20 protein-coding genes are annotated in these 22,893 nt (G+C 41.5%); 8 read left to right on the forward strand and 12 right to left on the reverse strand.

Annotated features, from left to right (window positions below; translation table 11 throughout):
• The first annotated feature begins 56 nt into the window (after nt 1-56).
• The 5 genes from CSV64_RS04980 to CSV64_RS05000 all read left to right on the forward strand — a co-directional run bounded on the left by CSV64_RS04980 (nt 57) and on the right by CSV64_RS05000 (nt 3,887).
• Entirely contained in the window at nt 57-428 is a 372-nt protein-coding gene (locus CSV64_RS04980; protein ID WP_099633686.1) for a GntR family transcriptional regulator, read from the forward strand.
• A 6-nt stretch (nt 429-434) separates the two neighbouring features.
• The gene (locus tag CSV64_RS04985; RefSeq protein WP_099633687.1) at nt 435-1,295 is read left to right on the forward strand and encodes an ABC transporter ATP-binding protein; all 861 of its coding nucleotides are present in this window, start codon (nt 435-437) and stop codon (nt 1,293-1,295) included.
• Entirely contained in the window at nt 1,292-1,963 is a 672-nt protein-coding gene (locus CSV64_RS04990) for an ABC-2 transporter permease (protein WP_099633688.1), read from the forward strand. The genes CSV64_RS04985 and CSV64_RS04990 overlap by 4 nt, the downstream gene beginning before the upstream one ends.
• A gap of 84 nt (nt 1,964-2,047) precedes the next feature.
• Nucleotides 2,048-2,971, forward strand: coding sequence for an ABC transporter ATP-binding protein (locus CSV64_RS04995; RefSeq protein ID WP_099633689.1), 924 nt, complete (start codon nt 2,048-2,050; stop codon nt 2,969-2,971).
• Nucleotides 2,949-3,887, forward strand: a complete 939-nt coding sequence (locus tag CSV64_RS05000; RefSeq protein ID WP_099633690.1) for an ABC transporter permease — start codon at nt 2,949-2,951, stop codon at nt 3,885-3,887. Before CSV64_RS04995 ends, CSV64_RS05000 begins: the two co-directional genes overlap by 23 nt.
• Before the next feature lie 82 nt (nt 3,888-3,969).
• Here CSV64_RS05000 and CSV64_RS05005 read toward each other — a convergent pair whose 3' ends face one another.
• Together CSV64_RS05005 and CSV64_RS05010 are read right to left on the reverse strand one after the other, a co-directional pair.
• Entirely contained in the window at nt 3,970-5,424 is a 1,455-nt protein-coding gene (locus CSV64_RS05005; protein WP_099633691.1) for a protein adenylyltransferase SelO, read from the reverse strand.
• 251 nt (nt 5,425-5,675) lie between these two features.
• Nucleotides 5,676-6,533: a YitT family protein gene (locus CSV64_RS05010; RefSeq protein WP_099633692.1), complete on the reverse strand. Its 858-nt coding sequence runs from the start codon at nt 6,531-6,533 to the stop codon at nt 5,676-5,678.
• 158 nt (nt 6,534-6,691) lie between these two features.
• On the opposite strand from CSV64_RS05010, the gene CSV64_RS05015 reads away from it, so the two are divergent.
• The gene (locus CSV64_RS05015; protein WP_099633693.1) at nt 6,692-8,479 is read left to right on the forward strand and encodes a multicopper oxidase family protein; all 1,788 of its coding nucleotides are present in this window, start codon (nt 6,692-6,694) and stop codon (nt 8,477-8,479) included.
• A gap of 41 nt (nt 8,480-8,520) precedes the next feature.
• On the opposite strand, the gene CSV64_RS05020 is transcribed toward CSV64_RS05015, so the two are convergent.
• Together CSV64_RS05020 and CSV64_RS05025 are read right to left on the reverse strand one after the other, a co-directional pair.
• The gene (locus tag CSV64_RS05020) at nt 8,521-11,424 is read right to left on the reverse strand and encodes a DEAD/DEAH box helicase (RefSeq protein ID WP_099633694.1); all 2,904 of its coding nucleotides are present in this window, start codon (nt 11,422-11,424) and stop codon (nt 8,521-8,523) included.
• A gap of 24 nt (nt 11,425-11,448) precedes the next feature.
• A complete protein-coding gene (locus CSV64_RS05025) occupies nt 11,449-11,841 on the reverse strand; it encodes a (deoxy)nucleoside triphosphate pyrophosphohydrolase (protein WP_099633695.1) in 393 nt (130 codons plus the stop codon).
• Between the two features lie 155 nt (nt 11,842-11,996).
• Between CSV64_RS05025 and CSV64_RS05030 the strand changes: the two genes are divergently transcribed.
• A complete protein-coding gene (locus tag CSV64_RS05030; RefSeq protein WP_099633696.1) occupies nt 11,997-12,782 on the forward strand; it encodes a lantibiotic ABC transporter permease in 786 nt (261 codons plus the stop codon).
• 107 nt (nt 12,783-12,889) lie between these two features.
• Here CSV64_RS05030 and CSV64_RS05035 read toward each other — a convergent pair whose 3' ends face one another.
• From CSV64_RS05035 to CSV64_RS05060, 6 genes are all read right to left on the reverse strand, one after another.
• Nucleotides 12,890-13,372 (reverse strand): glycosyl-4,4'-diaponeurosporenoate acyltransferase CrtO family protein, encoded by a 483-nt coding sequence (locus CSV64_RS05035; RefSeq protein WP_099633697.1) that lies wholly within the window; start codon nt 13,370-13,372, stop codon nt 12,890-12,892.
• Nucleotides 13,373-13,410: 38 nt separating this feature from the next.
• The gene (locus CSV64_RS05040) at nt 13,411-14,529 is read right to left on the reverse strand and encodes a glycosyltransferase family 2 protein (protein WP_099633698.1); all 1,119 of its coding nucleotides are present in this window, start codon (nt 14,527-14,529) and stop codon (nt 13,411-13,413) included.
• A gap of 27 nt (nt 14,530-14,556) precedes the next feature.
• Nucleotides 14,557-16,065, reverse strand: coding sequence for a phytoene desaturase family protein (locus CSV64_RS05045; protein WP_099633699.1), 1,509 nt, complete (start codon nt 16,063-16,065; stop codon nt 14,557-14,559).
• Between the two features lie 18 nt (nt 16,066-16,083).
• Nucleotides 16,084-16,947: a phytoene/squalene synthase family protein gene (locus CSV64_RS05050; protein WP_099633700.1), complete on the reverse strand. Its 864-nt coding sequence runs from the start codon at nt 16,945-16,947 to the stop codon at nt 16,084-16,086.
• Nucleotides 16,948-16,960: 13 nt separating this feature from the next.
• A complete protein-coding gene (locus tag CSV64_RS05055; RefSeq protein ID WP_099633701.1) occupies nt 16,961-18,481 on the reverse strand; it encodes a phytoene desaturase family protein in 1,521 nt (506 codons plus the stop codon).
• Nucleotides 18,482-18,872: 391 nt separating this feature from the next.
• A complete protein-coding gene (locus CSV64_RS05060; RefSeq protein ID WP_099633702.1) occupies nt 18,873-19,574 on the reverse strand; it encodes a polysaccharide deacetylase family protein in 702 nt (233 codons plus the stop codon).
• 176 nt (nt 19,575-19,750) lie between these two features.
• On the opposite strand from CSV64_RS05060, the gene CSV64_RS05065 reads away from it, so the two are divergent.
• Nucleotides 19,751-20,287, forward strand: a complete 537-nt coding sequence (locus CSV64_RS05065; RefSeq protein ID WP_099633703.1) for an ECF transporter S component — start codon at nt 19,751-19,753, stop codon at nt 20,285-20,287.
• A gap of 182 nt (nt 20,288-20,469) precedes the next feature.
• Here CSV64_RS05065 and CSV64_RS05070 read toward each other — a convergent pair whose 3' ends face one another.
• Both CSV64_RS05070 and dapA read right to left on the reverse strand, forming a co-directional pair.
• Nucleotides 20,470-21,960, reverse strand: coding sequence for an aldehyde dehydrogenase family protein (locus tag CSV64_RS05070; RefSeq protein ID WP_099633704.1), 1,491 nt, complete (start codon nt 21,958-21,960; stop codon nt 20,470-20,472).
• Nucleotides 21,941-22,870: a 4-hydroxy-tetrahydrodipicolinate synthase gene (gene dapA, locus CSV64_RS05075; RefSeq protein WP_099633705.1), complete on the reverse strand. Its 930-nt coding sequence runs from the start codon at nt 22,868-22,870 to the stop codon at nt 21,941-21,943. The genes CSV64_RS05070 and dapA overlap by 20 nt, the downstream gene beginning before the upstream one ends.
• Nucleotides 22,871-22,893: the final 23 nt, after the last annotated feature.

The raw sequence follows: 22,893 nt of genomic DNA on the forward strand, positions 1-22,893 counted from the left end.
ATTGTCATATCTGTATATACTGTGCATATACAGTATAAATGAAAAGGGGTGATGTATTGAATATTGTCATTTCCAATTCGGTGAATCAACCGATCTATCTGCAAATCAAGAATCAGTTGAAAGAGCAGATTTTATTAGGGACACTGCAAGAGAAAGAAGCACTCCCTTCCATACGCAAATTAGCGAAGGATCTACAGATCAGTGTCATCACAACGAAAAAAGCTTATGAAGAACTAGAACGGGATGGACTTATTGAGACTTTTCCAGGCAAAGGATCATTTGTTGCTGCGCAGAATCACGAGCTATTGAAAGAAGAACAGTTAAAGAAAATTGAAGAACAGCTGATGAATGTTATTGAGGACGGGCGAGCTTTTGACGTAAAGCTAGAAGAGATCATTCATATGCTGACATTACTATATGAGGAGTGAAGAGTAATGGAGAATATAGTGGAAGTACGAGATCTATCGAAACAGTTTGATGGCTTTGCACTGAAAAATCTCAACTTCGATATTAAAAAAGGGTTCATCACTGGATTCATCGGAGCTAATGGTGCTGGGAAAACAACAACGATTCGCTGTTTGATGGATTTAATTCGGGCTGACCAAGGAGAAATACGTCTGTTTGGCGAGGCGCATAAAAACCATACGGTAGAAATTAAGGAGCGCTTCGGTTTCGTGTATGATGCAGATTTCTATTATGAAGACCTGACTATCGAGAAAAACAAACGGATTCTTGCCCCCTTCTATTCTAAATGGGACGATGAATTATTCCATTACTATCTAAGAAAGTTTCAGTTGAATACAGCACAACGCATAAAGCATTTATCGAAAGGTATGCGCATGAAATTTTCACTTGCAATGGCTCTTTCCCACCACCCGGATTTTATCGTTATGGATGAGCCAACAGCCGGTCTGGATCCAGTCGTTCGACGAGAATTGCTCGAAATGATGCAAGACCTCATACAAGATGAAGAAAAGGCGATTTTCTTTTCGACGCACATCACGACTGATTTGGAGAAAATAGCAGATTTCATTGTCTTTATTCATCAGGGAGAGATAATCTTTCAAGGTGAGAAGGACGTATTCACCGAACGTTATGTATTAGTCAAAGGTACAACGGATCAGCGTACTCTGCTTGATGGACTCACTGTGATTGGTCTACGTACTACAGATGTCGGCTTTGAATGTTTGGTAGATACTACCGAGACTCCTTTAGACCACCTGTCAAAATTGTTTATTGAAAAGCCGACACTCGAAGACATTATGTATTACACCGGAAGGAGAGGGTTCGAATGAATGCTTTAATTCGAAAAGATGTATACACGCAAAAGATGAGTACTTACCTCATTACAGCACTGTGGTTCATCATCTTTACAAACTTTTTCACAGAAGGTCAACCTGTACGTCATGTTTTACTTCTAATCTTCGCCGCTTATTACATGGCCATTTCAACGAGTAACAAGGCATTTGAGAAAGAGTCGGTCTTAATAAACAGCCTACCGGTTACAAGAAAACAATTTGTACTGGCAAAATACATGTCTGGTTTCATCTGGTTCGGTCTGTCAGCGGCTGCTATCTTAGTTTATATCTTCTTGTTCGATACATTTGCTCCATTTCCAACTAGGATGATGACCATCCCAGAATTACTCATCGCGCTTGGATGCTTTTACCTCATCATTTCCCTCTTTTATCCGCTGCAATTCAAGGCGGGCTATATACTGGCGACTTCTTTAACCATTGCCTTGCCATTTCTAAGCTTGATGGCGTTTAGAATTATATTAAATATTATGGAAAACCCGAGAATGGTGGCAGAACAAACATTCTTTCTGCAAACTGCGGATCTTATTACCACGAATCAATGGACAATTGCACTCTCCGTTCTACTAATCAGCGCCTTACTAACATGGTTATCCATTCTGTTATCGATACGAATTGTGCATAAAACAGATTTTGATCATGCATAATTTTTTACACGAACTAACTTTTTCAAATAAAATTCGTTACTTATTATAGAAAGAATGTTAGTAAATAATGAAAAGAGAGGATGTATGAATATTAAACCTATAGTCGAGTTACAAAATCTGACGAAAGTCATCGGTAACAAGAAAATTATTGATGATCTAAGTTTATCATTATACCCCGGGCAAATTACTGGATTCCTCGGACCTAACGGGGCGGGTAAAACTACGACCATTCGTATGATGGTCGGCTTGATGAAGCGAACAAGCGGTGAGATTCTAATTGATGGGAGACCACTTTCGGAAAACTTTGAAGAGGGTCTTTCAAAAGTCGGTGTCATTGTTGAAAATCCTGAAATGTATAAGTTCTTGTCAGGCTATAAAAATCTGTTGCATTTCGCACGTATGCAGAAAAATATTAGTAAAGAACGAATCAATGAAGTCGTTAGACAAGTAGGATTAGAACAGCGTATCCATGAAAAGGTCTCCACTTACTCGCTAGGTATGCGACAACGTCTTGGCTTGGCCCAAGCTTTATTGCATCGTCCAAAATTCCTCATCTTAGATGAACCGACAAACGGACTGGATCCTGCAGGTATTCGAGAGTTTCGGCAGCATTTACGGGCTATAGCTGAAACGGAAGGTGTTTCTGTCTTCGTTTCGAGCCATATGCTCTCGGAAATCGAATTAATGTGCGACCGAATTGCTGTCATTCAAAATGGTCGGCTCGTTGATATACGGGATATGTCAGAAACGGCGCAACCTCATTACTATTTCGAACTGTCACCTGCTGAAAAAGCACACTACCTGTTGTTGTCCGGAGGTTTCGCACCAGAATTATTACCGGTTGGATTGGTACTGCAGGTCGAAAAAGTTCAGATTCCATCCATTATAAAGCTACTGACAGCCAATGAAATCGAAGTGTTCGCTGTGCAACCGCACCGTAAAACATTAGAGGATCAGTTCCTAGAAATGACGGGAGGCGGACAGATTGCTGAATCTTATACAAAATGAATGGATGAAACTATGGTCTAAAAAAGGTACGTGGATTATGACGATTTTGCTAATCGCAGCCGTCATTGGTGTTATGGGAATAACCAAATGGGTAAACAACCAGAACACTACATTGCCGAGCGATTGGAAGTCTAATGCACAAGAACAAATGAACTATATAAATGAAACTACTCAGTCGGATTTACCAGAGATGGAACGCAAGCAAAACGAAGAAACACTTAAGATTTTGGAGTACCGTTTAGCAAATGATATCCCGCCCCTTGCCGTAGACGGTAGAGAATCCTTAATTATTAATCCTGTAGGGGTTGGTAGTCTTGTCGTACTTCTTACAGTTATTGTTGCAGCGGGTATCGTAGCTTCCGAATTCTCTCAGGGAACAATTAAAATGTTGTTAACACGACCAGTAAGTCGTTGGAAGATCATGACGTCAAAATACATCACAGTTCTTTTGTTTGGCGTCTTCCTAATGTTTATTGGATTTGCGGTAACTATTTTGAGTGCGTACATCCTGTTCCCTTCAGGAGTAGGTCAGGAACTGAAATGGGACGGCAATGCGATTGTGCCCGTCTCCGTATGGGGACACGGTTTGTATATGCTTGTTCTATCTTTCGCTAACGTTATCATCACCGCTACATTTGCATTCATGATTGGTAGCGTCTTCCGCTCAAACGGCATGGCGATCGGCCTTTCATTGTTCATATTCTTTACAGGTAACACCATTGTTCTATTACTTTCACAGTATGAAATTGTGAAGTATCTTGTATTCACACATATGAATCTGACAATGTATGAAACAAATTCCGTATTCGTGGATGGTATCACTATGCCATTCTCGCTTGTAATATTGGCGGCATATTTAGTCTTTTTCTTAGTAATTAGTTACACTGTGTTTACGAAACGGGATATTACTGCATAATATTTTCGTTTTGGATTTTGAACTTACTCCATACAAAAGACGTCCCATTAAAGTGTATTCACTTTCAATGGGACGTCTCTTTTTATGTTCCACAATATGTTTGAAAAGTAGTTCCGTCTTCAGGCGGATTCACGTATTCTTGTTGTTCAGTCGTATATGCATAAGGGTTTTCTAGAACTGTAAGTAACTTCATAAACGGCTGCATATCTCCAGCTTCAGCTGCCTGTAACGCCTCTTCCACCCGGTGGTTTCTCGGAATGACCGATGGATTATTCCGCTTCATCAACGATTTTACTGTTTGCGTATCTTCCGATTGACGTTGTAGTCTATCAAACCAACGCTCTTTCCACTCAATAAAGTCGGGCTCATCGAACCACTCTTCTTGCTGTCCAAGTGTCAATGAACGGAAAGTATTTGTATAGTCAGCCTGATGACCTTTCATGACAGTCAGCAAGTCATTTACCAGTGTTTCATCGGCCGCTTCTTCATTGAACAAACCTAATTTGGATCTCATACCTGCCATCCATTCCGCACCGTAAATCCTGGCAAAGTTGGAAAGCTTGTTCTCCGCCAGTTTCACGGCTTCCGCTTGTTCTTCGTGAAGCAACGGCAAAAGTGTCTCGGCAAAACGTGTCAGATTCCATTCCGCTATACCTGGTTGATTGCGGTAAGAATAGCGTCCTTGCACGTCAATTGAGCTAAAGACGGTTTGCGGGTCATAGCTGTCCATAAATGCACACGGTCCATAGTCAATGGTCTCGCCGCTAATTGTCATATTGTCCGTATTCATCACCCCATGAATGAATCCGGTAAGCTGCCAGTTTGCGATCAAAGATGCCTGACGCTGTATGACTTGTTCAAGTAACGCTACATAAGGATGAGACTCCGATTTCGCCTCAGGGAAATGACGTTTAATTGTGTAATCTGCAAGCGCACGTAAATCTTCGACAACTTGTCTAGCCGCCGCATATTGGAATGTTCCGACACGTAAATGACTCGAAGCAATCCTTGTCAACACGGCTCCTGTCAAAGCTGTTTCACGTAAAACAGGCTCTCCTGTTACCGTAACGGCTAAACTACGTGTTGTCGGGATATTCAGTCCATGCATCGCTTCGCTAATCAAATACTCACGTAACATGGGCCCAAGAGCCGCACGTCCGTCTCCACCGCGCGAATAGGGTGTCCTTCCTGATCCCTTCAATTGAATATCCACTCTTTGCCCTTCTGGTGTTAGATGCTCTCCCAACAGCATGGCACGTCCATCACCTAGCATGGTGAAATTACCGAATTGATGGCCCGCATAGGCTTGAGCAATAGGGTCAATTCCTTCAAGTTTTTCGTTTCCGGCAAAAACTGCAATTGCTTCTTCAGAATGTAATTGTTTTTTATCAAGACCGAGCGATACTGCTAGTTCATCATTAGTCACAACCAGTTGGGGTGAGCTGACGGTGTTTGGTTCCACTACGGTGTAAAATGTTTCGGGTAGTTCACGGTAACTGCATTCAACTTTCCAACCAATGTTTTGATTATGTTTCATATGTTTTTCTTCCTTTCCATATGATGCCCTAGTAAAAATTACTTATATATCGATCCTTGTTTCCTTAACTCACTATTCTATCTCCAGATGCATGTATTGTATCATTTCGGTTAGCGGCCAGCCAAAGCATTCGAATTACTGAAGTCTCTTCAAGCATCGATCAGCACACCTATATTGGGCTCATGAACCAACACCAGTATTAGCATAAAAAAGCTATCCGAGACATCATTTGATGTCCAGGATAGCTTTTTTCAATATACTTTTGCGAGTGAAAATCCTCTACCAAGAATTTCCGAAGCATTTAGGAAGACGACAAATGCCTGAGGTTCTTCCTCTCTCAGGATCTTCTTCAAATAAATTGCTTCCGCTTGCTCTACTACACATAAGATCATCGTCTTCTCTTGATTGGAAAAGCCACCTACCGAACGTACTTTAGTCAATCCACGGTCGATTTCTTCTTTAATAATCGTCTGTATACGCTCTTCATTATCCGTAATGATCAATACTAATTTAGATTGTGATGTTTGTAATTGCACAAAGTCAATGACTTTACTCGTCACAAATATTGCCATCATCGCAAATAATGCCAATTCCAAATTAAATACGATAGCAGAAGCAATCACAACTAGTCCATCTACGAGTAATTGCGCATAACCACTAGACAAACCTGTATATTTCTTAACGATTTGCGCTACCGTCGCAAGTCCCCCAGTCGATCCATTTCCTCGATAGACTATCCCGAGCCCTACACCTAACATAATCCCCCCATATATGGCAGACAATAAAGGATTATCAATTGTGGATGGGATATCAGCAGTCACCCAAATGGTTAGCGGCACAAAAAATGTTCCAACTAATGTTTTCAGACTAAAATCCTTGCCAAGAAGAAATAAGCCTATAAAAAATATCGGGATATTAATAAGCCACTGCACAAAGGCAGGTTCAAATCCATACATCTCGTATAAAATAGTACTCACGCCAGATACGCCTCCAGCTGCGAGTCTTGCCGGTAAGAAAAATATATTAAAAGCTAAACCGACTAAGATGGATCCAATCACAATCCACACGTATTCTATCAGCAGCTTTTTCCTTGGTGAACGGGTCTTCATTCATAAAACCTCCCTATCTTGATGCGCTAAAAGCACTTTTGCTATTTTACATCATATGTTGAGCTATGAATAGCCTATCATTAGTTTATAGGCATAAGTGGTCTTCCTCTTGCATCTACTAGTTTTGATAGTAAATTCACTTGGAAGGAAGCGATGTATTGAAATTAACACCGTTTATTGATCCACTACCTATTCCTCAATATCTTACTCCACTCGAGAAGCATAAGTACTTCTCGTACTATGAAATTGGCATGAAAGAGTTCTTTCACGAGTTTCATTCAGAGTTGGCGCCTACAAAGATTTGGGGATATGAGGGGCAATTCCCTGGTCCACTAGTGAATGTCAACAGTGGTGAGTGCGCACATATCAAGTGGAAGAATGAACTCCCCGAGCAACATTTCCTACCAATCGATAGAACACTGCACGGTTCAAGCGAACATATGCCAGATGTTCGTACAGTTGTGCATTTACACGGAGCGGAAGTTGAGCCTGAAAGCGATGGTCATCCTGAAGCTTGGTTTACAAATAACTATCGTACCGTCGGCGCGGTATTTGACTCGCCTGTTTATAAATATAATAACAATCAACGTGCAGCTACACTTTGGTACCACGATCACGCGGTAGGCATTACCCGTTTAAATGTCTATGCGGGTCTCGTTGGCATGTATATTATTCGCGATGAAGAAGAACGCAAACTGAATCTTCCTTCCGGAGCGTATGAAATGCCATTAATTATCGCTGATCGCGGCTTTAACGAAGATGGCTCCCTATTTTATTCAGATACACCGGCTTTCATACCGGGACCACTACAACCGGGATTAACATTCCCTCATCCTTCCGTCACACCTGGCGAAGCGTTTGAAAACATCACAGTCAACGGTAAGGTCTGGCCATATTTAGAAGTAGAGCCAAGAAAATACCGATTCCGCATATTGAACGCATCCAATGAACGCTTTTACAAAATGAATTTATCTAACGGTCAGAAGATCATACAAATCGGTTCAGATGGCGGACTATTGGAAACACCTGCCTATATGGATGAGTTAACGATTGCACCCGCTGAACGTATGGACGTAATTATCGATTTCTCCAAACAGGCACCCGGTGATACGATCGTCTTAGAAAATACTGCAGCGACACCGTTTGATTTCGCACCGCCAGTAGGTGCTCTGCCTGACCCAGAAACCGATGGACAAATTATGCAGTTCAGAGTGGTTGAATTAGCGGCGCCAGATACGAGCAATCTCCCGGCTATACTCAGCCACATACCCAAACTTCGCGAATGCGACGCTGCTCGAACACGTGATATTACACTGGATGCAGACATCGATGAATATGGTCGTTTAAAGTTCCTGTTTAATAATAAAGGTTTCATGGAACGAATCGATTTCAAGCCTAAACTGAATGATACAGAGATCTGGCGCATCATTAACACGGCCGGCGCAACGCATCCTATACACATCCATTTGATCCAATTCCAGATCCTCGACCGCATCCCATTTGACGCCCAAGGTTTCACAGCGAATGGTTTACTCAACTTCACTGGACCTCCAGAACAACCTGACATAAATGAACGTGGTTGGAAAGACGTCGTGCAGTCTCCACCTGGGTTTGTGACACGGGTCATTATGCGCTTTGCTCCATTCACCGGTCGCTACATGCTTCATTGTCATATTTTAGAGCACGAAGATCATGATATGATGCGACAATTCGAAGTAGTGGAGCGCAAATGTGACTGCAAAACTAACTGCATTTGCAAGGAGCATAAATCAAAACGTAAATGTGAGTGCAAGAAGAAGTGTACATGTCAAGGTAAGTGTACATGTAAAAAAACTTGTACTTGTAAGAAAAAGAAATCGAATCACCCATCGAAAAAAGAACACCATCATAAAAAATGTCCAACATGCCCTCCTTGTTCCGAGACATATCGATGCGAATGTGAATGATGAAAAAGAACCCCGTGAGAGATGTAATCTCACGGGGTTTTTTAGGCTTCTATCAAATAATCATAGAGTGTATTTTCTACTGGGTGCTCCATTACCATGTTCATATGGACTACTGGCAAGCGCTTTCCTTTACCATCTATCATATGGTCTTCCACAACACTTTGCTGATCAGGTAGGCCTTTCCCCAAGTAATAGAAGTCTGTTCCCTCATCGTCATCTTTCTTTACGAATAAATGAATGTCGATCTCTTTTTCTTTCGCCTGAATAATCGTTTGCACTTCATTCGATCGGAGCGTTCGGTTACTGCGTGTATACCATTTGAATAACTCAGGATTGATGAATTCATCACCGTAATCCACGCTCGCTTCCACTTCCCCATGCTTATGATACGTGACGAATATAGGACAAGTACCGTGCTTTGTTTTATAACCATACATTGTCGAGCTCTCGTCCGCCTGCCAATTCAATAATTTACATACATCTTTACGTGAATATTTGGCATGCAGCGTTAATTTATTTGCACAATCGTATACTTTAGATTTCTCTTTCGCACTACGCAACACATCCGCAATTAGAAACACTGCATACGAATCATCTTCAATACTCTGCTGAATCTTTTCGTTGAACGTGAAAACTTGGTTATGATCCATCGTAATAATCGCTTGATTGCCATATTTCGTTTGGGCATTTTGTGTGAAAAATGATAAATTAAAAATTCGCGTGACGGATTCAATCGTATCCTCATCCACTTGACAGCCTGTAGTTTCTAGCTCGTAGATGAATTCATCTACATGGACACTTCCTTTAGAAAGTAACATCTCCGCCAGCACTACTTCATGAATCCGTTTGCCATTGATCAATTCTATAGAGAACATCGTTAATACTTGATTCTCATATGGAGTAATCGTTTGAATAGGATCTTCTTTAGATGCAACCTTCAGTAGAAAATCAAAGTAACTAGTGTGTTTATTAATGATAACGACTGGATCAATAGAATGCTGCTCGATAAAATCGTATAGATAAGGCACTCTGCCAATTTTATTCCTCAAATCTTGATACGCTTCTTTCAAGATTTTCAAAGACGTTAAATTACTGCTGTTGATTGCGTTGAAAATACGTTTCTGTGCAACTTCTTCAAAATTAATTGTCGAGACACCTTTAATATAACTAGTATCTTTCATATTCCGTCGAACAGTGTCTTTATTCATCGAGCGATCCCCAGACAATGCAATGGGAATCAAATAGTTATTCGCATAGTTTCCGATAAAATCAATGACCGTAACGAATGGCTTGTTGTGATCCTTGCGCAGTCCACGTCCTAGTTGTTGAATGAAAATGATACTGGACTGTGTTTGTCTAAGCATGACCACTTGGTTAATACTTGGAATATCGATACCTTCATTGAAAATATCCACGGTCAGTATATAATCGAGTTCTCCTTTTTCTAGCTGATCCACTCTGCGCATGCGCTCCTCATACGAATCATCGCCCGTTAATGCTACGGTTCTGTAGCCACGCAAATTGAGTTCTTTTGATAATTCACGCGCTTCTTCTTTTCGACTGCAAAACATCAAGCCTTTCACTTGATTACCGGTGTGACTGTAATAGGAAATTTTTTCAATGACATGCTCAACACGTTCATCCGTAACCAATTTAGAAAGAACGGTGTGGTCACCAATAAGCTCGCCATCTATTTCAAAATCCGTCACGCCAAAATAATGGAACGGACACAGCATATCTTCTTCTAGAGCTTCTTGAAGACGGATTTCATACGCAATATTATAATCGAAGAGCTTGTATATGTTGAAGTCGTCCGTTCGTTCAGGTGTCGCGGTCATCCCCATCAGAAACTTCGGTGAGAAATAATCGATCACACGCAAATAGCTCGCTGCGCCCGCTTTATGTACTTCATCAATTAAAATATAATCAAAGTCTTGCGGATCAAAGTCCCGAAGGTTTTCAGGCTTTGACAATGTCTGGATACTTGCAAACACATACTTCTTATCCGACTGCCGGTTGGCTCCGATATACACCCCAAAGTCCTCGTCGATTCCCCCGAGCACCCGCTTGAAGTCTTGCATAGCTTTTTTCAAGATTTGCTCCCTATGCACAATGAATAGCATACGTTTCGGTGCAAATTTACGTACATCAAACGCGGATAGATACGTCTTGCCTGTACCTGTTGCTGAAATGACCAACCCTTTGTCCTGACCGTTCGCACGCACTGCCTCAATACTTGCAAGAGCCGCCTGTTGCATTTTATTCGGCTTAATCACTAGCGCTTGCTCAATTGCATTCGTTTGATAGGCGGATGGATGCTCAAATACTTGAGCGGCACTTGCCCGATCTGCATGTTCCTGATAAACCGTTTCGTAGTGTTCAATCCACTCTTCAGTTAATACATTGGCATCTGACCATACATCTTCAAACTGATCTTTAAAATGATAAACAATTTCCCCATCACGATGAGATGTTAACTTCACATTCCACTCGTAATTCACTTGAAGCGCATGTGCCGTTAAGTTTGAACTACCTACGATTAACGAATATTGATCACCTTGCTGAAAAATATAGCCCTTTGAATGAAAACCTTCCTTTTCAGTAAGACGTACTTCTACGTTCGGAATGTTCAGTAGCTCACGAAATACTTTTGGCTGATTGAAATATAAGTACGTAGACGTAATAATTCGGCCGTTTACTCCTCGTTTATGCAAATCATAAAATAAGGATTTTAGTGTAGCCAGGCCGCTTTCCGTAATAAATGCCACGGAGAACAAAAATTGTTCACAGTGTCGAAGTTCATTCTGAATCGAGGATAGCACCGTCGTATTCTTTGTTGAACTATTCACCAATAGCTCCGGTTTATAACTACCACTCTGATTATGTTCTTTATTCACAAACCCCTTGTGTAAAGACGCTTCAAGTTGCCGAATAAAATCTCCCATCCCACTGACCCCTCTCTCTTGACGCTATTGATTTCCCAACTTTTTTATTGCCGGTATATCTGCAGGTGCCCATTCCAGCGTATGTAACTGATCTTTTGCAATCCAACGTAATTCCGCGTGCTCTGCCGCCACAGGCTTTCCTTCTACAATGTTCGCCATGAACGTTTCCAATCGGACAATTACTTTTTCGTACTCATATGTAGTATCTTCTACTGCTTCCCCTACAGTTATAGTGCAACCCAACTCTTCTTGAATCTCACGTCGCAGTGCTTGTTGATGTGTTTCTCCCTCTTCTATTTTGCCTCCTGGGAACTCCCAAAAATTCGGTAGTGTCATCACTGGACTTCGAAGTGCAGCTAACACTTGACCTTGCTCATTTTCAATCACTGCCCCCACAACATGGACATTTTTCTTCATATAGTATGACCTCCATTTTATTACCAACCTATTTTGGATCCATTATACCATCAACCGAAATGAAGTGAAGAAAACCTCCCATGTTTCACTCTGCATAAAACCAGGAATACTTAACTATAAACTACACTATACTAATAGAAAGTGGAGGTGGGGAAATGAAACAAGGAAAGACTTCTATACTGTTACGCATAGCTATTGTTATCACCTACGCCATCATGATCACAGCTAACGCATTGGCCAATATCATTCCGTTAAATGGACAAACGACTGGCGAGCTATCAGACAAATACGGAAATTTATTTGCACCGGCAGGATTTACGTTTTCTATTTGGAGTCTGATCTACTTACTCTTACTACTTCATGTCATCTATCAATTGGGTCTTTTCCAAAAGAAGAAAAATCCACAACTTCTCAGTCCAGTGGGCATATGGTTCTGTATCTCTTCCCTACTGAACGCATCGTGGATTTTCTTGTGGCATTACGAATATCTACTACTTTCCGTTATCGTCATGCTATTCATGTTGCTGACATTAATAAAAATCAATACCCTGACATTTCATGCTTCGTTGACTCGTAGAGAATCCTTCTTCATAAAGCTTCCGTTCAGCGTCTATTTTGGATGGATTACAATCGCTACCATCGCAAACATTACCGCTTATCTCGTTTCAATTGAGTGGGATGGATTTGGTTTATCTGACGCGACATGGACGATAGTCATTTTATTCGTAGGTGCTGTTATCGGGATTTCAACTACGATTCGACGTCAGGATATAGCCTACGCACTTGTATTGATTTGGGCTTATTACGGAATATATTCCAAGCACACTTCAGAAAGTGGCTTTAATGGGGAGTACCCTTCTGTTATCTTCTCTATATTAATCTGTTTGGCTCTCATAACTTTGACCATTGTATTCGTAGCAGTAAAAAAACTACGCAACTAAAAAAAGCGCAAAGGAGTAGGCAATCACCTCTTCCTTTGCGTCAAATATCCCTGCCATCAGGTTGTGTTATCATACAATACCCAATACTTACATACTACTACAAAAACTTATCTTGATGAATTTATCAGCCTTTCCAAGCGCGGACGATTAAACCGTTGCACGATGATCAATGGCACGTTAAACAGCACGGCATAGGCAATGTTTAACCAAGCGGCCCAAACAGGATTCCACAAAAAGAAGAAAAAGCCAGGTAAGATGGTCAGCCAATGCACACATTCTGCACGTCTGGACTCTAACAGAAAGTCATAAAGCGATGAAACATCAGCCCCGTGCAGCTGACTCTTATTATAACCGTTAGAGATGAACAACGTACCATCAGGGATATAGCCCTTCCACTTCTTCACGCGGAATAACCGTTGCCAAATTTGACCTTCTTGCTCCCAGCGAAAAGCTTTGTACAAGCATTTATGCCGCACAAACGAATCGATAGGAATTCGCTGTGCCGCCATCGATATAGAAAGATGAAATATCACCCATGCTACTGCGTCCACCACGATGACCCACAGTAACGGTAATTCAATAAGTGGCATCCTATCATCCCCTTCATTGGCTCCTGCAACTTTTATCCTTATACGTTAATATTGCGCCCTTTCCATTCCACACTGCCTTTTCGTTTAGATAGATACAGAGAGTACATGAATATCGAAATAAAGACGACCAATAATAACGGATACAGCGGAAATATCCACCAAACAAAACGACCGACACGTCTTGAAGCGATCACTAATTCAATTACGTACAACGTATATAAACCAATAGATACCCCTAGCCAACCTGTCGAACTAAAACTTGAAACAATCAGCATAACTGGAGCAATCGACGCACCCGCCATCCAGACATAGATCATCCCCATAACGAGTGGATGCGTCGCCGTAGAACCACTTGCCATGCTTTTAGAATAGCCTTGCACCATATCAGACAAGCCGCCAGGATACATACGTAACCACGCAATTCCCTTACCACCAAAACAGTGGACAGGCAGACCATGTTCTTGAAACGCCTGCCCAAGTGCTAAGTCATCCATTATAGCGCCGCGAACAACCGCGTGTCCGCCCACCTGTCCATACTGCTCCCTATCACATAACAAGCACGGCCCAAATGAACCCCCAGCTTTCAAACGGTCTCCCACTATAGTAAATACGTTCATCCCTGCCATCACTATGAGAGGAAAGAGAAATGCCAGTTGTTCATACCATCTCTCTGCATAATGATCTGGCTGTAACGACAAAATGCCACGGCTCCCCATGGACTCGAATGATGCCACGTAATTCGACAAACTGTCTGGATGCGTAAAAACCGTATCTGCATCCATAAATAACAATAGTTTATTTTCTGCCGTCAACGCACCTGCCCAACAAGCCGCAGATTTTCCAATCCAACCGTCTTCTAGTAGCTCGTTTGAAATCACGACTGCCCCGTAAGATCGTGCCACCTCTCTTGTACCGTCAGTAGAACCGTCATCTACCACGATCACTTCATACGATACATGTTGCTGATGAACAATTGATTCGAGTAGCGGTTGTAGTCGCAACTCTTCATTCCTCGCTGGAATAATAATAGAAACGGAAGACTTGGGAGTGCCTGTAGGTTGTATAATCGGTACTCGCCAAAAGACTAGTACGCCTGACAATAGACCAAGGAGTGCTATGACAAATGCTATCATCAACAGTATTACTAAGACGTCCATCGCAAACCCCTCTCCCGCATCGTGTATTTATGATTGTGAACGTTTCGCCAGATCACGCGTGATGATTTTATCGCATACTTGTTGACCACTTAGCGTCACCATGGGCATACCACCACCGGGATTGACTGTACCACCGACAAAATACAGATTGTCAAAGCGCTCACTTTGCTTCGAATGTTTAAATCCTTTATTTTTCTTTTTATCCGACACCGTTCCATAGATCGAGCCACGGTGGGAACCATACGTGCGTTCAATATCGTGAGGTGTCCAGACATCCCGCGTCACAATATTCTCGCGCAAGCCTTCGAGCCCCATACGCTCTAGCTTTTTCAGCACATTATTTTCTAACTTCAAATAATCCGTTGGCGTAAACGGGTTATTTTGAATGTACGGAATATGTGGGAGGATTTTCAAGTTTTCATGCCCTGGTACCGTTTGCGATGGATCCGTTTTATTTGTATTGACAAGATAAATCGTAGGATCATCTGGTAATTGCTTCTTCACAAATACTTTATCCATTTGCTTTTCAAGATTCTTGGAGAAGAAGAAGTTGTGATGATTAAGTTGCGGATAGCTCTTCTTGACGCCTAAATGAAGCACCAAGCCTGAACTGGATGGTTCGAACTTCTTCTCGAGTTTTTTCGTGAACTTCGGGTCACTATCAACCATCTTCTGATAGAACGGGATGACTTCCATATTGGAAACGAAATAGTCTGCCTCTACTATTTCACCGTTAGCCAGTTCAGCACCAATAATTTGGTCTCCAACTGTCTTCATTTTCCGAACACCGATCCCTGTATGTAGCTTGACACCAACTTCCTCTGCCAATTGAACTAGTGCATTGGCTAAATGATGCATTCCGCCCGGTACATACCAACAACCTTGCGCATGCTGCATATAGACCATCATATTTAGTATAGCTGGCGCGTCATAAGGAGAAGAACCAACGTATTTAATAAAGTACGACAACATATCGCGCAGATGCGGATTACGTACACGCTTGTCAATTGCACCGTGTACAGTAGAAAACAGATCAAAGCCTTTAATCGACTTGAGTGCGCCGTGATGTTTAATCACTTCACTCGTGGAGTCCAGTCCTTCTTTGAAGTAGCCCGCTTCCGTCATGTCATACAGACCTTTAGAATAGTTCAGGAACTTCTGATAATCTTTCATATCCTTATGTGATAACTGTGGGTTCATCTGCTCCATCTTTTGTAAATCACCATATAAATCGAGCACTGTTCCGTCGGGGAAGAAAGAACGCCATTCACGCTCTAATCTATGTATTTTTACGTAATCTGACATACACTTCCCACTATCCTCAAACAGCTTTTCGAAAATATGCGGCATCGTCAAAATGGAAGGGCCCAAATCGAAACCGAAACCGTCTTGCTCCAAGCGATTTAATTTTCCACCTAGATGATTGTTTTGTTCATACAAGGTTACAGAATAATCACGTTGCGCTAATGAAATAGCAGCTGACAGCCCACCTAGGCCACCGCCAATCACCACTACGCGTTTTTGGTTTTCCAACATATAGGGCCACTCTCCTTCTTACATGCTCGCACGGGCAACTAACTTTGCCATTTCCACCGCTGACACATAATTTTTCTGATTAAAACAATCGTATCCACTTTTTCGTACACTATTTAATATTCCTTGATAAACATGTGCTGACGATAATACGGGAAAACGGCTATCCTCATCGAATTCTCCAATATGTTGCGTGAAATTGTCATATAAGTTCTCCGCACGTTTCGCAAGATATTCCCACATAGCCACAAAGTTCTTTGTGATTTGCCCTTCTGACAAAAAAACTTCACTATACTTATAGCGTTCCATTTCCTCTTGTGGCAAGTAAATACGACCTTTGTCTCGGTAATCTTCACCGACATCACGAAGGATATTTGTTAGTTGCATTGCAATGCCGAGATCTTCCGCCACGCGATTCAAGTCCATCTTAGCGTTACTGGCAATAATGGGTAACAACATTTTTCCTACAGAACCTGCCACATACTTACTATACGTTTCCAATGAACTAAGATTCGATGGGCTCATAAAATGAATATCCATACGTTGCCCTGTCAGTTGTTCGTAAAACGGTTGTATGTCCATATCGAAACGATTGAATACGTCACGTAAAGCTCTCCATAATGGATGATCTACTTCTTGGCCTTTTGCAAAATGATTGAGTTCATCTGTCAATCGATCCAACGCAATAAGTTGTAAACCGCTTGTATTATTTTCATCTACACTATCATCTGCAGTTCGGCAAAAGGCATAGATAGCATATACTGCGCGCGCTTTATCTTTTGGTAAGTTTGAGAACGCGTAATAAAAGCTCTTTGAATGACGCTTGATGATTTTTTCACAATAGGCATAGTCAGAAGCTATAGTCGATGGTCGATCGATTACCATATGAATTCTCCTCTCAAGTTGCTTGGAATAATATACCTCTATCGTCATGCATCAGTTCTTCTGTCGCAATTCGTGCGGAAAGAAGAACAATCGGCACCCCCGCACCTGGATGTGTACTACTACCTGTAAAGTATAAATTTTCACAATGTGTTGCTTTACTTTGTGGACGTAAATGATTACTTTGGCTAAGTGTTGGCTGCAACCCGAATGTTGCACCGTTTTGTGCATTGAAACGCTCTTCAAAGTCTTTCGGTGTCATAAAGCTTTCAGATACAATTTCATTCTCCACATTTTCAAAGCCCTTTACTTTCTTCAATGCTTCCAGAACGTAGTGGCGATAATGCTGGATTGTTTCTTCATCCCAATCGTATTGCGAACACGAACGATCCGAAACCGGTACTAAAATATACAAACCATCTTTACCTTCAGGTGCCAATGAAGGATCTAACTTGGAGCCAATATAAACGTAGAAAGATGCCTCTTCTAGTTTCTTACCAGTAAAAATATCATCCAAGTTTTCTCTTAATTTCTCATTGAAGATAAAATTATGTGCAGTCTTTACTTCTTCATATTTCTTATCCATTCCAAGATACATCAGGAAGCATGAACAAGAGTATTTCATATTATCGATTTTCTTATCCGTGTATTTCCCCTTAGAAGGCACATCTTTTACCAGTCTTTTCATTGCGTATGGGAAGTCTGCATTGCACATTACATAATCGGATTCGATGAATTTACCCGCAACTTGTATACCTTTTGCTTGTCTATTTTCAATGACTATCTCCTCGACCGGTGTGTTGTAATGTACTTTGCCTCCAAGCTCTAGGAACAAACGCTCAAGCGATGATGCCATAGTGTACATTCCGCCTTTAATAAACCAGACGCCGTAGAGGAATTCGATCATCGGAATCATCGTATATAATGACGGACCACTATAAGGTGAAACTCCGATATATAATGTTTGGAAACTGATCATCTGCTTAAGACGTTCATCTTTAATGTACTTGCTCATAAATGCATCCGCCGTGTCAAACGTCTTCAGTTTCAAACCTTGTTTAAGTACAGACAAGTTATAGAAATCCGATGGTTTGCGGAATGGCTTCTGCAAGAAATGTTCTTTCGCCACTAGGAAACGCTTATAAATCACTTGCAAGTATTCTAGGAATCCAGCTGCATCATCTTCACTTATTCCTTCGAATACTTCCATTAGTTTTGACAGTTCAGCAGAGATTTCATAGTGATCCTGCGGTTTATCACCAAAATACACGCTATACATTGGATCTAAACGCTCCATTGGAATATAGTCGTCCGGATCTTTTCCGCATAGATAAAATATTTCTTTATACAGATTAGGCATCATCACAATTGTAGGCCCCAAATCAAATTGATAGCCGTCTTGTTCGATACGATGCATCTTACCTCCAGCCATGGACTCTTTTTCAAACAGCTCTACTTGATAACCTGCATGTTGAAGTCGAATGGCGCTCGCTAATCCTGCTACGCCTGCCCCAATTACATGTACTTTTTTCTTCATTCCTCACATCTCCTTAAGTCAAATTCGAAACAAACATTATACAAAAGTGTGTGTTTAATGGATTAATAGTATTTTTCTTCGCATAACCTTATACAATGGTTATACACTATTATTGAATCTTACACAAGCGATAGAATGACCGTTCTTTAAAAACTATGTAAAAACGCCTCTAATCTTATAGAAGATTAGAGGCGTTTCGCATAAAGTTATAGAAGTGTAGGCTTGTATATACTTACTTGATTACGATGTGAGAAGAAGAATACCGTAAAGAACATGAGGACGCTGATCAACTTTATAGCTAGAAAACTTCGACTATCACATGCTAAAACATTAATAAAAAGTAATTGTATAATTACATATCTACAAACTACCAACAGCTGAATTATTATATCTAAGCTTTGACAGGTACAAATTCTACACCATTTGCAACAGCCTCTTCCAAGTATACCGAGAGCTTATCCAACATATAGGCTGGTGCTTCGTCATCTGCTCCTCGATTGGTGCCGTCATCGTGCAATAGCACAATGGAGCCATCAGCAGGTGTGTTGCGCAAGCCTTCTAGTAACCCAGATTTACAACTCCCTATTTTCCAATCATGAAATACGTGTGACCAAAGAATAATTTGATAGGATTTGGTGACGAATAGTGTGGCAGCATTTAAGAAACCCCACGGTGGTCTGTATAATGTAGGCGAGTCACCTGTGACAGTCTTAATCGCGCGGTGGGTTCCTTTAATTTCATATGACAGTTGAGACGGTGTTAACAGCCAGCTAGACGTATGGCGGTCATGATGAATGCCGATTTGATGGCCTTCCTTATGCATACGTTCTACAACTTCAGGATAATCTCGAACGTTCTGACCTACCACGAAAAATGTTGCTTGGATTTGATAGTGTTTGAGTAAATCGAGCAGTTGCATTGTATAAACGGGATGGGGTCCATCATCAAACGTGAGTGCAATGCCTTTTCTTTCAGGTAATCGTTTCATGACACGATAGCCAGTTGCTCGAATCAAGGCAGTAGCTCCCATGCCATAGGCAAAAGGAAGAAGTACAGCTGCCCCTGCTATCCAAGCCAGATTTTTCTTTTTCATTCTAGCTCACTTCCTTTTTTCCTAAGTATAGAATGTATTCGTTCATAATTCAAAACCCACTCTATGGGTTCATTCTTATCTGACCCCTTAACTTTATTGTAAATTGACTCTTTTTAAAGTATCAGATTGCCTTTATTCTAAATTTACTACTTTTATACGTGAGGAAGATTCAGACTATGCAAAAAACACAGAGCTATCCAGCACAACGAACGAAGACCTTTGATTTAATCCTGACATCTATGCTTGCATCACTTGTGTTCGTCGCTACTCTTTTACTTAATATTAAGCTCCCTTTAGGAAATGGTGGATTAATCCATCTTGGTACTGCCATGTTGTTCATTGTCTCCATTTTATTCGGACCGAAGAAAGGCATGATTGCAGGAGCCGTTGGAATGGGCTTGTTCGACCTCGTCAGTGGATGGGCTTTATGGGCTCCTATCACGATTTTGACACGCGGATTGCAAGGTTATATCGTGGGTAAGGTTGCTTGGTCAAATGGCCGCAAAGGAACGAGTTTTAAATTCAATCTACTTGCAATGTTACTATCCATTCCATTCACGATTGCCGGTTATTATATCGGAGAAAGTATTCTATATAACAGTTTGATCATCCCGCTAGCTTCCATCCCAGGTGATCTGGTCCAATGTGCAGTAGGAATTGCTATTGCTATACCGGTTTGTGCGATGTTGAAGAAGGTTTCTATGTTTAAATAAACAATACAATTGCAATCCCTTGTATCCCAAGTGCTGCTATCAATTCTTAATTCCCCAAATTCACTTTATTAGATGTTTCTTATTGTATATACCACCAAAGTATACAATGATGAAAACCTTAGTTTGGTATTAATGAAAGAACCTTTCCGAGAGATTTTGATCTCCCGGAAAGGTTCTTTATATTACTGCTTCATATTAACAAATACACTCTTCACTTCCGTGTAATTCGCTAAGCCATATTCTCCGCCCATTTCGCGACCAATACCCGATTGTTTATAACCACCGAATGGCATAGTCTCCCACTCAAGGCCAAAGTCATTAATCCAGACAGTTCCAGACTGTAACTTGCTTGCGATATAATGTGCCTTTTTGACGTTCTCTGTCCAAACACTTGCTGCTAAACCATATTCACTGTCATTAGCACGCTGGATTGCTTCTTCTACTGTATCAAAGACGAATAGTGATAAAACAGGGCCAAAGATCTCTTCACGCGCAATTGTCATATCATCTTCCACATCTGCGAACACTGTTGGTTGTACGAAGAAACCTTTTTCGTGGGCTTTTTCGCCTCCAGCTACTAGACGTGCACCTTCTTCTTTACCTTTTTGGATATAATCCAAGACAGTCTTCTGTTGCTTAGCAGATACGAGCGGGCCCATTTCCGTAGAGGGATCCATCCCCGGTCCGACTTTCAACGCTTTCGCTTTATTAGCTAACGCTTCAACAAATTGATCGTACAGGCTACGATGGATATACGCACGGGTACACGCACTACAGTTTTGTCCATGATTATACATAGTTCCTGCAAATACACCTTCGATAGCTTCTTCCACATCCGCATCTTCCAACACGATAGATGGTGATTTTCCACCAAGCTCAAGTGTAATACCTTTCATCTGATCCGCAGCCGACTTCATCACTTGTTTTCCTACTGCAGTTGATCCTGTAAACGCTACTTTGTCTACCTTTTCATGTGTGATTAGAGCATTACCCGCTACACTTCCGGCACCTGGCAAGACGTTCACAACACCATCAGGGAATCCGGCTTCTTTAAACAAGCGAGCTGCATAAAGTAAGGATAGTGGTGTTTCACTTGCTGGTTTGATGACTACTGTACAACCTACTGCGAGTGCAGATCCAAGCTTCCATGCAGCCATCGCTAGAGGGAAGTTCCAAGGGATTACTTGCCCTACCACGCCAACTGGCTCATGCACGATATAGTTCAGGTAATCAGGGGATACTTGAACAGTTTGTCCGGTGATCTTCGTTGCCCAGCCTGCATAGTACCGGAAATGCTGCACAGTACCGTCTACATCGTCAGCCAACGCTACTTCATATGGCTTTCCGTTGTCTAATGCTTCAAGCTGCGCCAGTTCTTCACGATTCTCGTCAAGTAAATCTGCAAACTTATATATCAGGTGTGAACGTGTTGCCGCGTCCATCTTTGTCCATTCACCTTCATCAAATGCTTTACGAGCTGCTTCCACCGCAACATCGACATCTTCGGGTTGTGCTTCGCTTACCTTGGCGATGACTTCTTCTGTTGCAGGATCAACTACGTTAAACGTTTTCCCGCTCTTCGCTTCTACATACTTTCCATTGATATAGAGACCTTTTGTATTTTGTAAAAACTCCTGCACTTTAGGTTTTATTTCATAATTTAATTTCAACATCCGTTGCTACCTCCAATTCTTTTTTTAGTACACCAAGTCCATCCATCAAGTCTTTTAGCTTTTGATCTTCTTCTTCGTTTAAAGGTAAACGTGGCAGACGGCAAGGCCCTCCTGCACAGCCCTTAAGTTCCATTGCGCGTTTTGTTATCTGTACATATTTGCCAGATCCTTCGAGGAACTCACACAGAGGCAATAATTCATCATATAACTTCCACGCTTCATCCATGTTTCCGTCCTGCAACGCATTATACAATTTCATAACATGGCCTGGTACGATGTTTCCTGAAACAGAAATCCATCCTGTAGCGCCAACTAAGAATGATTCAATCGCCAAGTCTTCTGAACCACAGAATACTTTCAGGAACCCTTCGCCTTGACGTGCAATATCACGCGCTTTACCAATACCACCGCTAGACTCTTTAATGTGTGTGATGTTTTTCACGTCGCGACCCACGCGCAGAATTGTTTCTGTACTGATGTCTACCCCGGAAGTGAACGGGTTATTGTAAATCATAACCGGAATTTTAACAGATTCAGCTACCGCTTTGAAGTGTTCATAGATTTCATCTTCCTTTGGATGAGCGTAATAAGAGTTAATCAATAGCGCTGTGTGTGCACCCGCTTTTTCTGCCTGTTGAGTGTATTCAATTGCATCCGCCGTTGTTTCCGCAGCTGTGCCAACGATCAATGGAACGCGACCATTGATCTGTTCTACCGCCACTTCTACTGCTTTGAAACGCTCTTCTTTTGTTAAACTTACGAATTCGCCTGTACTTCCGTTAATCGCAATTCCATTAACATTTTCCGCAATGAAATGCTCAATATTGCTACGGAACCCGTCCCAATCAATCTCTTCCTGGTTGAACATCGGTGTTACCAATACTGGAAAGATACCTTTTACTTCTGTCATTTTAAATTCCTCCAATTAGTGTT

The organism is Sporosarcina sp. P32b (assembly GCF_002743335.1).
Classification (GTDB): Bacteria; Bacillota; Bacilli; order Bacillales_A; family Planococcaceae; genus Sporosarcina.